Annotated in this window: 11 protein-coding genes and 3 pseudogenes; 1 reads left to right on the forward strand and 13 read right to left on the reverse strand. The window is 39.2% G+C overall.

Features of this window, described 5'->3' with window-relative positions; translation table 11 throughout:
- Positions 1-2 precede the first annotated feature (2 nt).
- From PGR14_RS04855 to PGR14_RS04865, 3 genes are all read right to left on the reverse strand, one after another.
- Positions 3-1379: a PhoH family protein gene (locus PGR14_RS04855; RefSeq protein ID WP_055155522.1), complete on the reverse strand. Its 1377-nt coding sequence runs from the start codon at positions 1377-1379 to the stop codon at positions 3-5.
- Between the two features lie 122 nt (positions 1380-1501).
- A complete protein-coding gene (gene ppk1 / locus PGR14_RS04860; protein ID WP_055155523.1) occupies positions 1502-3589 on the reverse strand; it encodes a polyphosphate kinase 1 in 2088 nt (695 codons plus the stop codon).
- Between the two features lie 182 nt (positions 3590-3771).
- Positions 3772-4278, reverse strand: a complete 507-nt coding sequence (locus PGR14_RS04865; RefSeq protein WP_173686386.1) for a phosphatase PAP2 family protein — start codon at positions 4276-4278, stop codon at positions 3772-3774.
- A gap of 112 nt (positions 4279-4390) precedes the next feature.
- Between PGR14_RS04865 and PGR14_RS04870 the strand changes: the two are divergent.
- A pseudogene (locus PGR14_RS04870) lies at positions 4391-4696 on the forward strand (recombinase family protein); the annotation flags it as partial.
- 320 nt (positions 4697-5016) lie between these two features.
- Here the strand turns inward: PGR14_RS04870 and PGR14_RS04875 are convergent.
- From PGR14_RS04875 to PGR14_RS04915, 10 genes and pseudogenes are all read right to left on the reverse strand, one after another.
- Positions 5017-6648, reverse strand: a complete 1632-nt coding sequence (locus tag PGR14_RS04875) for a glycoside hydrolase family 13 protein (RefSeq protein WP_173692347.1) — start codon at positions 6646-6648, stop codon at positions 5017-5019.
- Positions 6649-6724: 76 nt separating this feature from the next.
- On the reverse strand, positions 6725-7576 hold the full coding sequence (locus PGR14_RS04880) for an AraC family transcriptional regulator (RefSeq protein WP_270223084.1): 852 nt from the start codon (positions 7574-7576) through the stop codon (positions 6725-6727).
- A gap of 8 nt (positions 7577-7584) precedes the next feature.
- Positions 7585-8907, reverse strand: a complete 1323-nt coding sequence (locus PGR14_RS04885) for an MATE family efflux transporter (protein ID WP_270223085.1) — start codon at positions 8905-8907, stop codon at positions 7585-7587.
- Positions 8908-9096: 189 nt separating this feature from the next.
- Positions 9097-9210: pseudogene (locus PGR14_RS16245) on the reverse strand (helix-turn-helix transcriptional regulator); the annotation flags it as partial.
- 119 nt (positions 9211-9329) lie between these two features.
- Positions 9330-9448 (reverse strand): annotated as a pseudogene (locus PGR14_RS16385) (recombinase family protein); the annotation flags it as partial.
- 17 nt (positions 9449-9465) lie between these two features.
- Entirely contained in the window at positions 9466-10311 is an 846-nt protein-coding gene (dinD, locus tag PGR14_RS04895) for a DNA damage-inducible protein D (RefSeq protein ID WP_055247963.1), read from the reverse strand.
- A 53-nt stretch (positions 10312-10364) separates the two neighbouring features.
- Positions 10365-10643 (reverse strand): helix-turn-helix domain-containing protein, encoded by a 279-nt coding sequence (locus tag PGR14_RS04900; RefSeq protein ID WP_008368854.1) that lies wholly within the window; start codon positions 10641-10643, stop codon positions 10365-10367.
- A gap of 448 nt (positions 10644-11091) precedes the next feature.
- On the reverse strand, positions 11092-11346 hold the full coding sequence (locus PGR14_RS04905; protein WP_270223086.1) for a 23S rRNA methyltransferase: 255 nt from the start codon (positions 11344-11346) through the stop codon (positions 11092-11094).
- 192 nt (positions 11347-11538) lie between these two features.
- Positions 11539-13983: an ABC transporter permease gene (locus PGR14_RS04910; RefSeq protein ID WP_270223087.1), complete on the reverse strand. Its 2445-nt coding sequence runs from the start codon at positions 13981-13983 to the stop codon at positions 11539-11541.
- On the reverse strand, positions 13980-14654 hold the full coding sequence (locus PGR14_RS04915) for an ABC transporter ATP-binding protein (protein ID WP_006426335.1): 675 nt from the start codon (positions 14652-14654) through the stop codon (positions 13980-13982). The genes PGR14_RS04910 and PGR14_RS04915 overlap by 4 nt, the downstream gene beginning before the upstream one ends.
- Positions 14655-14806: the final 152 nt, after the last annotated feature.

Genomic DNA, 14806 nt, shown 5'->3' on the forward strand with positions numbered 1-14806 from the left:
TTCTAAAGTCGCTTTACGGCATCCATTGCAAGTATAGATCTCTCACATTCATCCGCTGACAAGGTTATCTGCCAACAAAGCGGACTATTCATCATATGTTTTGCCGCATAACTTAATCCATTTGTTCTTTCGTCCAGAAATGGTCTGTCTATCTGCTGCGGATCTCCCAACAGAATGATTTTCGTTCCATGACCGGCTCTTGTGATGATTCCCTTTACCTGATTTGGTGTCATATTCTGTGCTTCATCAATGATCAGATATGTCTTTGCAATGGAACGTCCGCGGATAAAATTGAGTGCTTCTGTACGGATGATCCCTCTTTCAAATACTTCCGCTACCTTGTCTGTCAGTTCGTCCTCATCTTCATACCGTTTACTCTCATCAGAATCCAGGATCTGTTCCAGATTATCGATGATTGGTCGCATAAGCGGTGCTATTTTTTCATTCTCATCCCCTGGCAAAAAACCAATGTCATCGTCAAACTGGGCATTCGGTCTGCATACGATCACTCTCCTGTATTCCTTTGTCGGATTGTTATAAACCTTTTCCATTCCTACTGCAAGAGAGTAAAAAGTCTTTGCGGTGCCTGCCATTCCCTTAATGATAACCAAAGGTGCCGTATCTGCATCGGCCATCAGTGCTTCCTGCATAAAATACTGTCCTACATTTCTCGGAGACACACCATACGGTTTACTCTTTTTAAAAGCCAGCGGAACAACTTTATTTCCGGATACTCTTCCAAGAAGTGTCTTTTTAGCAGACTGATCCGGTGTTAATATCACAAATTCATTTTCATGAAGCTCCGGAAGAAACTGATTCCCCTCCTCATCACTTTGATACAGGTTTTCAGTGGAAATCCCTTTCTTTTTGAATTCTTTTACCATCTCTTCCGGTATGTATAGTTCTGTCCTTCCGGTATATTGCGCGTCATCAGCAGAAATCTGTTCCGTTTCAAAATCTTCTGCCTTTATTCCTAAAATCTGTGCTTTCAGTCGCAAAACAATATCCTTCGTAACAAGTATGACCTGATCTGCTTTTTTATCATCTGCCAGGCCTTTACATACCTTCAAAATTCTATTATCCGGTTTATCATCCGGAAGATCCGGTGGAAGCTCTACATTCACGTAGTTTTTTTCAACACGAAGACATCCTCCGCCCGGAAGCTCTACTCCCTGCAACAGATCTCCTTTGTGCCTGTATTCTTCCAGCTTTCGCACAGCTGCTCTGGCATTGGCGCCTTTCTCTCCTTCTGCCTTTTTCAAACCATCCAGCTCTTCCAATACAACTAACGGAAGAACCAGATGATTATCTTCAAAACACTCCAGTGCATATGGGGCCTGAATCAACACATTGGTGTCTATTACATAGGTTTTTATCATAAATACGAACACTCCTTTTCCGACAATTGTCCTTCTTACAGACTCATCGTAGCATGTTCGTAATCACGGTACTATCTTGTTTCTATCATATCTGTATAAAATCAAAGTAAAACCTGAGTGTTTTAAATTGTCTTTTTTTCCGCATTTTTATATGCCATTTCATAGAAAAGCTCCTGGGAATCCAGTTTCTCTGCATTAACCCTTCGATCCACATATGTACCGTTCGAAGTTAACTCTTTTCCTTTTTCGTCATCCTTCATCATCGTATCAAACATTTCATCCAGTCGTGCACGCAGTGTATCATCCAGAACCGGAGCTGCAACCTCCACACGTCTGATGGTATTTCTTGTCATGAAATCGGCGGATGCGATGTAAATTTTTTCTCTCTCCGGGGTTCCGAAACGATAAATACGGGAATGCTCCAGAAATCTTCCTACGATGCTGATTATCTTGATATTTTCTGTATATCCCGGAATTCCCGGAATCAGACAACAGATTCCACGTACTACCATCTCGATCTTCACACCAGCCTGTGACGCTTCTACCAGTTTTTCAATGATAACTTTATCCGTCAGGGAATTGATCTTGATTCCAATATAGGCCTCTTCCCTATTCTTCGCGTGACAGATCTCATCATCGATCATATCAAGTACTTTATTCTGAAGACACTTCGGTGCCACAAGAAGGACATGTGTTTCTTCGATGGTTTCACCGCGCAGCAGACATGCAAATACTTCCGCCGCCTCTTTTCCGATTTCCTGCTTCGCAGTGATCAGCGACAAGTCTGTATATAATGTTGAAGTCTTTTCATTATAGTTACCCGTTCCAATCTGCGTGATATATTCAAGACCTTTTTCTGTCTTTCTTGTTATAAGACAAAGTTTGGAATGTACTTTGAGACCACTCAGTCCATAAATGACACGACAGCCTGCTTCTTCCAGCTTTCTGGAATATTCAATGTTACTTTCTTCATCAAATCTTGCACGGAGTTCAACCAGTACCACCACTTCTTTGCCATTTTCCGCTGCCTCAACCAAAGCATCTACGATCTGGCTTCGAACTGCCAGACGGTACAAGGTCATCTTGATGGACACTACAGAATCATCTCTTGCCGCTTCATAAAGCAGGTTGGTAAATGATTTAATATTTTCAAATGGATAAGATAACAAAACATCTTTCTGCTCAATCTGTGCGATCAGACTTTCTTTTTCTTTCAGCTGCGGTGTCATTCGCGGACTCCTCTTCTGATAGAACAGCTTTTCCTTTTCTGCTCCTTGCATTCTCAGATAATTCTGGATTGCAAATACAAATGATAAATCAAGTGGTACTCTCGACATAAATACGTGGTTTTTATCCATATGGATATATTTACATATCTCTGCGATCAGCTTTTTGTTGATCTTTCTGGAGAATTCCATGCGGACAGGATTCATACGTTTTCTCTGCTTTACCAGATTTTCCATGGCGTCTCTGTAATCCATATCTTCATCATAAATGGTTTCTGTATCAATATCCGCATTTCTCGTAATTCTCAGGAGAGATTTTTCTTTGATTTCATATTTTTTAAATAATTTCGGCAGAAAATGAAGGATCAGTTCTTCCGAAAGCATAAAGGTTCCCGGTCTGGTCGGGATATCGATCAGACGCTTAAACACATTATTGCTACACGGAATGATCGCAGTTTTTGTCTTTCCACCCTTCGTTGCAAGCAGTGCAACCGCATAGATCTCTTTATTCTGTAAGAATGGAAACGGCTGCTGTTTGCTGATGATATTCGCAGACAGATATGGTGCAATTTCATTATCAAAGTAAGTTTCCAGTAATTCCCCTTCTTTTCCTGAAAGCTTGTTGAAATTGATAATCCGGATTCCCTGCGGCTCTAGTTCTCCCATTAACTGCTCGTAAATAACTGCTTTCTTTATATCAAGCTCTCTTGTTGCATCAATGATCGCTTTTACCTGCTCTTTGCTGGTCATATTGGTTTTATTCTCACGGACTACTTCCGATGATTCCATCTGATCCATCAGTGTACCTACCCGCACCATATAAAATTCATCCAGATTAGATTGATAAATAGACGCAAAAGTAAGTCGTTCTGCTAAAGGTACTCTCGGATTCCCTGCTTCATTTAATACTCTCTCATTAAATTTTAACCATGACAGTTCCCTGTTCATCATATATGGTTCTGGTTTTAACTGCTTCTTTTTCATTTGTCTACTTATCTCCTTTTGCTAATTTGAATATTTTATAGCTACGCTTAAGAATTAATTATACATCTGAATACGCTTTCATATCTACCTTCTTAAAGAACTGTTTTTGTAAAATTCATGTAAAATGATGCTTATACCAACTGACTTCCATATAATTCCCGGTCGGTAATCTTTGGTCATCTTCATTTCAATACTTTGCGATATCCCAAATATCCTGAAATCACACCGAACAGAATTCCTCCAAGAACATCTGTCGGATAGTGTACATACAGATATAACCTCGATATTGCGATCAGACATGCCAGCACAAGCGCAAATTTCCAAAGCTTCTTTTCACCTGCCAGGTACAAAGCTGTTACCGAAGCAAACGAAGCTGCCGTATGTCCGGACGGAAAAGAATAATCATGAAGCTTTGCTACCAGAAGGTGTACACCTGTATTCACATCATATGGTCTTGTCCGTGCTACAAGATTTTTCAAGACAATATTGCAAAGTACTACATCTACTACTAAAGCAGCCACCATAACCGCACCGCTTTTTCTCGTTTTAGGAATCAGAAGCAATACTATGCTCAACACAATCCATATAATTCCTGCATCCCCAAGTCTTGTGATAAATACCATGATTTTATCCAGAAAAGGCGTATGCAACGTCTGGATCCAATCCAAAATACTTAATTCAATGTTCATAAATTTCCTCCTGCTTTCTTCATCAGTATTTTTACTTTTCTATAGAATAACATAGATTACAGTTTATATGAATTTTTAGAATTACAAATTTTTTACAAACAATCTTTTGAAAAATGACGGTTACACAGGGCGTAACTTCAACCGTCCCGGATTTCAGGCAATGCTTGCAGAAGCCGAAGCCGGGAAAATCGGCACAATTATCGTCAAGGATATGAGCCGTTTCTGCAGAAACTATCTTGAGGTCGGCTTTTATACCGAGATTCTGTTCCCCAAGAAGCAGATACGCTTTATTGCAATCAATAACAGCGTGGCCAGTGACAAGCCGCAGGATAACGACTTCACCCCGTTCCTCAGCATAATGAACGAGTGGTATGCCAAGGACACCAGCAACAAAATAAGCCGAGCAAGACAAAAGCGTCGTAGCAATACGGCGCTTTTTTGTTACCCGGAAGTGACAAACAGCGGCTTTTGAATGGTTGGCGGTAAAGGATACCGCCGTCAAAACAAAGCCGCTCATATCGAAAGAAAACGCCCAAAATCGTCCCGGAACTATACAGCGGGAAACGGTTTTGGGCGTTTCTGCGTTTCGGGAGCAAATCGGCAATTAGGCAGCACAAAGGAGGTGTCCTCTATGCCCCGTATGCCGAAATACCTCAAGAGAGAATGGGCGTTCTTTCTTGATGAGCGTGGCAGGAAGAAATATAGTAAGTGAATTTTGATGCCAAAAAGAAACTCAATCTATTTGCCAGTAAATGCAATTATCACCGCCTCATAAGGACGCAATATATTTCCTTCTCTGTCGTCCTCATAATTCCGGATCCAGACTTCCCCGGCTTTCCACTCATCAAGCAATGGGCAGCTAACTTCCTCATCCGTAAAGTTTGTACATACCAGCATCTTTGTATGCTCATCTGTTCTCGTATAGGCGAAAATTCTCTCATCTTCCGGCAGAAGAAGTTCAAATTTTCCATTCACGAATACTGGATTTTCTTTTCTTAAACGAATCAGCTTCTGATAATAGTAAAATACCGAATTTTCATCTTCCAGTGCCTCTTTGGCATTGATTCTGGTATAATTTGGATTCACGGCAAACCATGGTTCTCCTGTTGTGAATCCTCCGTTCTCATCCCCGCTCCACTGCATCGGAGTACGGGCATTATCACGGCTTCTTGCGTAGATAGACTGCATGATTTCTTCTGGCTGATATCCTTTTTCCAGACGCTCTTTGTACATATTCAATGTCTCAATATCTTCATATTCCTCAATGCTGTCAAACTGCACATTCGTCATTCCCAGTTCTTCTCCCTGGTAAATGTAAGGAGTTCCCTGCATTCCATGAAGCATTGTCGCCAGCATTGTTGCCGACTCTTTTCTGTATTTTCCGTCATTTCCCCAACGCGACACGATTCTAGGAAGATCATGGTTATTCATGAACAGACTGTTCCATCCTGTCTGATATAAAGTATTCTGCCACTTTGCAAGGCATTTTTTCAGCTTAACCAGATTCAATGGAATCGTATCCCATTTTTCTTTTCCTTCTTCCTGATCAAGCATAATGTGCTCAAACTGAAAAACCATAGAAAATTCACTGCCATCTGGATTACTATATTTCTTTGCAATTTCCGGTGTTGCTCCCCAGGCTTCTCCAACAGTGATCATATCCCCCTTCTGAAATGTTTCTCTGCTTAGTTCACGCAGAAATTCATGCAGCTTTGGTCCATTATTTGTGATCTTAAGATCTGGCTCTTTTGCAATCTGATCGATTACATCCAGACGGAATCCACCTGCTCCTTTTTCCATCCACCAGAGAATCATATCATAGAGCTCTCTTCTCACTTTCGGATTCTCCCAGTTCAGATCTGGCTGTTTCACTGAAAACTGATGAAAATAATACTGTCCCAGTTCTGGAACCCACTCCCATGCCGGTCCTCCGAACGCAGAATTCATATCATTTGGGTAAATACCTTCTTCTCCGTCACGCCACACATAATAATCATGATACGGATTGTCTTTGCTTTTCTTTGCCTCCAAAAACCATCTGTGTTCATCTGAAGTATGATTCAGCACAAGATCCATCATAATTCGGATTCCGCGTTTCTTTGCCTCCGCAAATAACTGTTCCATATCTTCCATTGTTCCGAACATCGGCTCAATATCCTGATAATCTGAAATATCGTATCCATTGTCATCCTGTGGCGAACGATACACCGGTGAGAGCCAGATTGCATCTATTCCAAGTTTTTTCAAATAATCCAATCTGCTGATAATTCCTGGAATATCACCGATTCCATCTCCATCCGAATCTTGAAAGCTTTTCGGATAAATCTGATATACAACTGCATTTTTCCACCATTTATTCTTATTTCCCATACTCATTCTCGATATCTCTCCGGCAGATTTTCTGATTCTACCGGGATATCCTCTCCTTTCTAACCATATACCTGGCTTATTTTTTTCTATATTTTAACGGAGAAACTCCATATGTTTTTTTGAAGCTTCTGATAAAATAGCTTACATTCTGATATCCACTCTGCATTGCAATCTCTGTAACAGGAATATCCGTATCTTGTAACAGCTGTTTTGCATGCTCTAACCTTAAATGTGTTATATATTGCGAAAAGGTAATATGAAAATGTTCCTTAAAATATCGCGATATATATTTTTCCGAAAGATGAAACTGCTCACTAAATTCTTTTAATGATATCTTTTCCATAAAATTCTGCTGTATATATGAAATCATTTCTTTTTCTACAGTATTTCTCCCGCTTTTATCATTTTCGATTACAAAGCCCTTCTCCCACATTTCAAGAATAAACTGTAAAAGAATTATTTTTGTTTTTATCTGAGCAGTTATTTGGGGCTCAGTTTTCTTGTTTTTTGCCATATATATTTCAACCAACTGCTCACATAGTTCTTTTGCTGTATCTTTTACTCTTGGACTTATCATCAGATGACCATTTTTTAACGGCTCCAATAATTTATCATCCAACATATCATTTATGCAAAAAGATATGTATTTTAACGGAAAAAGGAAAGTAAAATAATCCACTGTACCAGTCTGTGAACCCATAAAATGCAGATTACCCGGCGACACTACAAAAGCATCCCCGGGGGTTCCAATATAATTTTCTCCTGATATACTAACAGTCAAAAAACCGCTTTTTACATATATAATTTCCAGTTCATCATGCCAATGAACCGGTATCTGAAATGATCGTCCTTCATTTTTTATATGATATGTACTAAACGGATCATCCTTTGTACCATGTGGTTTATTTTCCTTTAATTCAAAGTACATACTCTCTCCTATACTTCTACAAGACCTTTACTCTTCCATTTTCCACTCTTCCATCTAAGTACCATTCCCACTGCTCTCGCACATTCGTCACCTGCCATAGCAATATATGCTCCTACAGCCAGAAGTCCCATGTGTATTCCGAGAAAATAGGTTCCGCCAACTGCAAACAAATACATAAATATCGCACCTAATATAACCGGAAAAAATGCGTCTCCGCTCGTTTTTAACGCCTGCCCATATACAAGGTTTGTTACCCTTCCAAGTTCAAGAAATATATCTACTATTAACAACTTTACCACAAGATTTATCATCTGTGTATCATCCGTAAATATATGCACGATAAAATGTCCGGCAAATGCAAAGGTCACGGAAAAGCATGTCGCTGTGATGATACCATATATCGCAGCTTTTCTCGTTCCCCTGTTACATTCCTCAAACTCTTTTGCTCCAATTCTCCAGCCGGTCATAATTGCATTTGCCTGAGCAAGGGCAGCTCCCACGCAATACGAGAAATTTGCAATCTGTATCGCATATGAACGCGCTGTAACATTCATTCCATCCACATCCATCTGATTCATAAAACGCACTATAAATGTCATTGCGATATTGTAAAGTGCTGTTTCAAGCGCAGAAGGAAAACCAATCTTAACAATCTGTGCAAATATCTTTCTTGATGTAATTCGCTCAGGACTCTGCTTTGCTTTTATAAGTACAGCCCCCATGCCGGCTACAATAATAAGATTTACAACTCTCGAAATAACCGTGGCAACAGCAACTCCCATCACACCCCAGTTGAATGCAAATAAAAATACTGAATTAAGTATTATATTGAGAACATTTCCAACAACAGTTCCTATCAAAGAATGTTTTGTATATCCAAACACTCTCAAATAACTGGAGAAAATAGGAATCAGTGCATTTAAAAAACATGTGCCGCCAACAATTCTAAGATATATTTCAGCCGGCTCAAGCAAAGCCGGAGCAATACTTACGATTCGAAGTATCCCACCAGAAAAAGTAGCAAGAATGACCGACATTACGATACCTATCAATGCGTTGAATATAAGTCCAAGTTGCCTTGCCTGATATGCTATCCCCGGTCTTCCGGCTCCGATATTTTGTGACATAACAGCTATCATACCCGACGATATTACTCCAAACATAATAATAAAAACACCTATATATGTATTTGCTGTTCCCACTGCTCCTACAGCCTGATCACTTACAGATGATAGCATAAGCGTATCAACCATACCTGAAAGCATATAAAATAAAGTTTCTAAGCATATTGGCACAGATAGCTGTGTTAATGTTTTTCTTTCCGCTGCCATAGTTTTTCTCCTCACATACAATTCAAGAATATCATATCAATAATACGATATATTTCTATGTAATTCTTGTATAATATCATGTGAAAATTGCACTATTTCCACTTTATCTTAAAGAGTACTGGGTGCGAGCTATATGGAATAAAAGAAAAAGACTACAGTTTATATTCTGTTCAATCCATTTAGTCGGCGTCATAACAATTGATTACTCATGCTTACAAGGATTTGCAAATCAGGATAACTTTTTCCGTTTTCCCAATTTGAAACAGTTTGCCTGGTAACATGAAATAATTTACCAAACTCCTCTTGTGTTAATTGATTGTCTTTATTCTTTTAACACCAGTTCTTTTTCTTATTTTCTATGCAGTTTTCCAGTCTTCTACACTAAGGATTGCTTCATGTTCGCGTCCACCTGCATGGCAGTAGATATCCTGAAATTCTGCATATTTTTTAGTTTGTCCTTCTGTGCATCCAAGCTGTAACCATCAACCTGAATTGCTGTTGATACACGAGTATATATGTAGCATTTTGTTTTCTTTTTCAATAACCTAACCTCCCAGTTTATTCATTTGTCAATTTTCCCGACTGCTCAGCTAACTTCTTTTCTTCTCTCTTTACCCTACGTTCTAATTTTTTAATATCTTCTGATGCGGGCAAATTTTCTGGCTTAATCCCCCTCTGCCCCAGCATATCCCTAACTGACGTATTATTTTCAACATGCTCAACAGTAATAGCCGTCTCACCCTGTAAGTCTTTTTCTTCAACATTATAATTTGTCATTTCAGTTGCAAGGTTCTTTGCAGCAATAGTAAGTGTTGGTAAAAAATCTGCAAGCGGCCTTTTATCTTGCACTCCTAAACGTTCTTTCATTTGTTTTGTAGTGAATCCTCCAAATAAAGCCTGATCCCCCTTAGATCGGATACGTCCAAATCCAGCATCATCAACTCCACGTTCATATATATTTTGAGACAGTCGTTTTTCAGATTCTCGAAGCTTTCCTCTTGCCTCAGTTCTTTCAATATAAGAAATCCTTTCTTCTATCAATTCCTGTTTTCTTGTTTGAACTGCAAAATAGCTTTGTGCAAAAGCGATCTGTTCTTTACGAGGATCTCCGTTCTCTGCAATAAGATAACATGCATAACGTGTAAGCATATAATCTTCTACTTCTCTATTTGCGCCACTTCCCAGAATAACCATTTTACTGGCATCAGCAAAATGGTCCTCTACTACAATGCCATTATTTGCACAAGCAACTTTTGCCTTTAATAAAACATTTTCAAAATTTTGCCATTTTGAATAATCTAGCAAATGCATTAATTCACGTGCATACCAAAATTCAACTCCGTTTTCTTCATGCCTAATTTCATCAAATCTTTTCTTATAATTCATTATCATTTTCTTTTCCATATTAGACTTTCTCCTCCCACATTAAACCATTTTACTGACGTCAGTAAAATGGTCTATTCCTCTTTTTCCCTCAGTTTGTCATAATACGCTTTATACCTATAAATCGTCCGCTCACTGACATTGTTCCTCTTCGCAATTTCTACCATTGTCATGCCGCTCTCATACCCAACAACAAAATCATTATAAATTGCCATCCACTTGGCGTTATGTTTCTGACGACCGCTTAACTTACGATTTCTGTAATACTCCAATTCCTCCCGAAGTTCTGCATTCTCTTTTTCCAGCTCCTCAATTCTTTTTAATGCCTCTTCAAGTGTTACCGTTTTCTCCATTACCCTGTCCTCCGTTCATGTCATTTTCGTTTTGTCTATATTATAAATATCTATGTTGCTTTAGTCAATCCGATTATGTCATGTTGCATCATTTTTTACAATAGCTTTCATACAATCGAAATACCGCTGATATCTTTTACAGGCTAAACTTCTCCAAAAGCAGTCAGCCTGTATGTTTTTTATCCAATCACGTAAAATCCATTTTCTTTTTATTGCCGGTCCATATTTTAAGATCAGTGCTGTCACAACATCCACACATCTCTCAAATCAGTCTTAATACATCAGTATTATTACCTTGTCCCTTGAACACTTCCATATCTGCAAAAAGGACATCCCCTGACCTGTAAAATCTACAGTTCCGGAATGTCCTTTTTTCCATGCTTCACTATATTTTTAACACATGATACTGCTTATCCACAATCTATATGATTCCAAAATGTCTAAATGCCTACATAATCGCATCTTCCTTCTCCGGTGTACACTGTGGCTGTCTCGCATTCTCTGATTTAGCCGGATTGAAGTTCTCACCGACATCTAATCCACACTTCTTCTTAATCTGCGCGGTATACAGTGATGAAACCTTCAGTCCTGTCTTTTCAAGTACATATGCCTTTATCTGCTCATAAGTTGCTTTTCCCTTAAATTCAGATAAATCCATATCCTCCAGAGAGAAGTCCACCTTCACTTTTCTGCTATCAACCATTCCCTTGGAAAGCAAGACAACCGTCTCACAGAACATATTTTATCGCAAGGCTTTTAAAAATGGAATAGATTTTACCAAACGACAGTTTTCAAAAAACTTATATCGGTTGCATTTTGTCAAAAGTACAAAACTTTTTGAAGCCAAGTACTTTTAATTCCTGTTATGATACTGAGGATATCCCAGCAATACTTGCTATCCCTGATACCTTATTCTTTCTACCAGCGTTTCCTTTTTCAGATTACTGCTTAAAACACAGGAAAGCACAATTTGTAGAATACCAACCAGAAGAATCATAACAAGAATCGGGATAAGAGGAACGTGATAAACGTTCATTCCAAATATTCCATTATGTTTTGCATAGGAAAAAAGTGCATAGCCGAGCGGCAGACCAATGATCAAAGCTACGCATATGGTGCCAACCGTAAAAATCAGTCCCTGTAACTGCAGACATAAATTTAATTGTTTATTTGTCATACCCACAGCCTGTAATACACCATATTCCTGCTTTTTTGTCGTAATATTCATGATCATGGTGTTTGCCATATTCATAAAACCGATGAGTCCTACAACCGCCATAAACAGATAACAGCCAAGCTTCATCATGCTGCTTGCAAATTCGGCAGATTGTAACCGCGCATGATAAGTATCCATTTTTATATGCGAAGTATTAGAAATCAAAGTATTCAGACTTTGTTCTACAGATGCCACATCTTTTTTATCACAGTCCACCCACAGATAGCCATAGGCTGTTCCCCTCGGATTCATGGAACGATATACACCTTCCGGAATGACAAGATAAGTGTCCGCACTTACAAAAGATCCTGCAATCTTTCCCTGATAGGTATAGGTTCCACTTCCATTCTCAAAGTCAAATGCAATGGATTCACCCAGAGCATATCCATCTTGTTCCATCCACGTTGACCAGCCAAAGAAAATATCACCATTCTTTACCGCCTGATCATAGTCCATAGAGCCAATATCCCCTTCTTGGCGCATAAAATCAAAATCCTTTTTACTCACAATAGTAGCCGGAAATCTTGTTCCGTTCAGATTTACAGAGACAATCTCTCTCGGCATGACATCTGTTACTCCCGGAATGCTTTTGATTTCTTCAATCAGCGAATCATTCAATGGATCATCCGTCAGAATCGTATCCAGATTATTCTCCGGATATTTTTCATCATACTCAGCAGAATAGTCAAGCTGCAGTTCAAATTGTCCATGATTTATGTAACGACGTGCTTCATGCTCCGTGTCAATATTTCCCACATAATTAGAGATAATCACAAACAATGAGCAGGAAAAACCCATTGTGAGGATGGTACCAATGGTTCTTTTTGGATTACCCGTTATATTTGCCATTGCCATAGAAAACACGGTGACATTTTTTCTGCCATTTCGTTTTCCTTTTTTGTGTGTTTCTGCATTTTCTAAATACCGTGTTGCTTCGATAGGTGAAATCCTTGAAACAATTTTCATTGATTTGCGCAGTGCCAAAGCAACGGTAAGAAATGATACGAAAATACATAGAAGTATAACAGGCAGGGAAAACAGTGGCACCTGCTGATTTTGGACTCCCATAGAACCAGTTTGGGTTGATACAAGGTTTCCCTGTTCTACCAGCCAGTTAAAACCGCATTTTGCAATCAGAAAACCAAGAAGCAATCCAACCGGTATTGAAAAAAATGTCAAAAAAATGCCCTCTCTGAAGATCAGTTGTTTCATCTGCTTTTTTGTCGCTCCCAGAGCCTTGATTTTTCCATACTCCTGTATCTTGTTGACAATACCGACCTGAAAAATATTATAAATGACCACAACAGAGAAAAGTACAATTGCAAGAATCAGAATTCCACATACCGCAATCGTTTCATAACTCGGCTGCAAGACCCATTGCAGATAGAAATCATTGATTATAACATTTTTTTCTTCGATTCCACAAGATGCTGCAATCTGCTTTATAACCGGTTCAATATTATTCATAGATACATTTGCAGAATCATTTAAAGTAAAATAAATATTATACTGTCTGTCATTCTCTGCGACGTGCTCATCATAAAACTCCTGTGACCCGAAAGCAACATAAGATGTCTCGATGGTATACTCATCCCGGTCATATAGGATTCCGCTGACAACAAATTCTTCCGGCTTATATTCTGACTGCATCCCTGCGCGGTAATCCAGTGTAACCGTATCTCCGATCTTTACATCACCATACCCCATTGCACGAAAAAATGCTCTTCCTGCGGCAATTTCCTGCATTTTTTCCGGATACTTTCCTTCCTTCAACTCATATTCTTTATTATAAGGAAGCATTTTTCTTGCAGTCTCATCCATGCAGACAAACCCGCCTTTTTCATTGCCTTTTATGATACCTTCGGTGCACATAGTGCCTGTAGCATCTATTTCCGCACGGCGGTTTACTTCTTTTAACTGCGATCCGTCTGCGGAAACAAACAGACCATAATTGCTTCCATATGAGCCTGTCGCCTGACTTTTCTGTAAACGGATCATTCCATTTCCCACAGTACTGATAATCACAAGCAGCATCGTAGTCAGACATATGGACATCATAATCAGTATACTTCTTGTCTTGTTCTTTTTGTCATTGCTATATGCAATCCTGCTTATTGTCTTCATCTAAAATCCACCACCTGTCCATCCTCAATTACCAGAATACGATCAGCGACCTGTGCAATTTCGTCATCATGGGTAATCATTACAATTGTCTGTCCATATTTTTTTGCTGTCATCTTAAGCAGGGCGATTACCTCATCACTGGTCTTAGAATCAAGATTTCCTGTCGGCTCATCTGCAAATATAATTTCCGGACGATTCACCAGTGCTCTTGCAATTGCTACTCTCTGCTGCTGTCCTCCGGATAACTGATTTGGCAGATTATAAATCCGGTTTTCAATCCCCAGAGTTGCAATGATATCATTTACATACGCTTCATCCACTTTTCTTCCATCCAGCCCCAGTGGCAGTACAATATTTTCCCAGACATTAACAGATGAAACCAGATTAAATGCCTGAAAAACAAATCCGATTTTTCTTCTGCGGAAAACAGCAAGGGCATCTTCCTTCATCCTGTATAAATCTTTCCCGGCTAAAGTAACACTGCCTTTTGTCGGGGTGTCAAGCCCTCCAAGCATATGAAGTAATGTACTTTTACCGGAACCTGACTTTCCGACAATTGCGACAAATTCTCCCTGCTCAATCTGAATGTCCACCTGATTGACCGCTTTGACCTGATTCTCACCTGCGCCATAAAACTTACAAAGCTGCTTGGTTTCTAATATCACACTCATGTGTTGCCTCCTTTTCAATTCTATAAAGCGTACCTTTTCAGCACGCTTTCTTTGCCTGTTTATATATTTGGTCATTTTTCAACCTACATCCAAATTGTATCAGGACAATCTTTCATTTCACTTTCAAAAAACGAGCAGAAAACTTACAGAAT

The sequence above is a fragment of the Coprococcus sp. AF99-45 genome, from assembly GCF_027663865.1.
GTDB classification, from domain to species: Bacteria; Bacillota; Clostridia; order Lachnospirales; family Lachnospiraceae; genus Allocoprococcus; species Allocoprococcus comes.

What these genes read in the sequence shown, in the direction of transcription:
- PGR14_RS04855 (WP_055155522.1), bottom strand. Translation starts at nt 1,379, where the DNA reads ATGATAAAAACCTATGTAATAGACACCAATGTGTTGATTCAGGCCCCA.
- ppk1 (WP_055155523.1), bottom strand. Translation starts at nt 3,589, where the DNA reads ATGAAAAAGAAGCAGTTAAAACCAGAACCATATATGATGAACAGGGAA.
- PGR14_RS04865 (WP_173686386.1), bottom strand. Translation starts at nt 4,278, where the DNA reads ATGAACATTGAATTAAGTATTTTGGATTGGATCCAGACGTTGCATACG.
- PGR14_RS04875 (WP_173692347.1), bottom strand. Translation starts at nt 6,648, where the DNA reads ATGGGAAATAAGAATAAATGGTGGAAAAATGCAGTTGTATATCAGATT.
- PGR14_RS04880 (WP_270223084.1), bottom strand. Translation starts at nt 7,576, where the DNA reads ATGTACTTTGAATTAAAGGAAAATAAACCACATGGTACAAAGGATGAT.
- PGR14_RS04885 (WP_270223085.1), bottom strand. Translation starts at nt 8,907, where the DNA reads ATGGCAGCGGAAAGAAAAACATTAACACAGCTATCTGTGCCAATATGC.
- dinD (WP_055247963.1), bottom strand. Translation starts at nt 10,311, where the DNA reads ATGGAAAAGAAAATGATAATGAATTATAAGAAAAGATTTGATGAAATT.
- PGR14_RS04900 (WP_008368854.1), bottom strand. Translation starts at nt 10,643, where the DNA reads ATGGAGAAAACGGTAACACTTGAAGAGGCATTAAAAAGAATTGAGGAG.
- PGR14_RS04905 (WP_270223086.1), bottom strand. Translation starts at nt 11,346, where the DNA reads ATGGTTGATAGCAGAAAAGTGAAGGTGGACTTCTCTCTGGAGGATATG.
- PGR14_RS04910 (WP_270223087.1), bottom strand. Translation starts at nt 13,983, where the DNA reads ATGAAGACAATAAGCAGGATTGCATATAGCAATGACAAAAAGAACAAG.
- PGR14_RS04915 (WP_006426335.1), bottom strand. Translation starts at nt 14,654, where the DNA reads ATGAGTGTGATATTAGAAACCAAGCAGCTTTGTAAGTTTTATGGCGCA.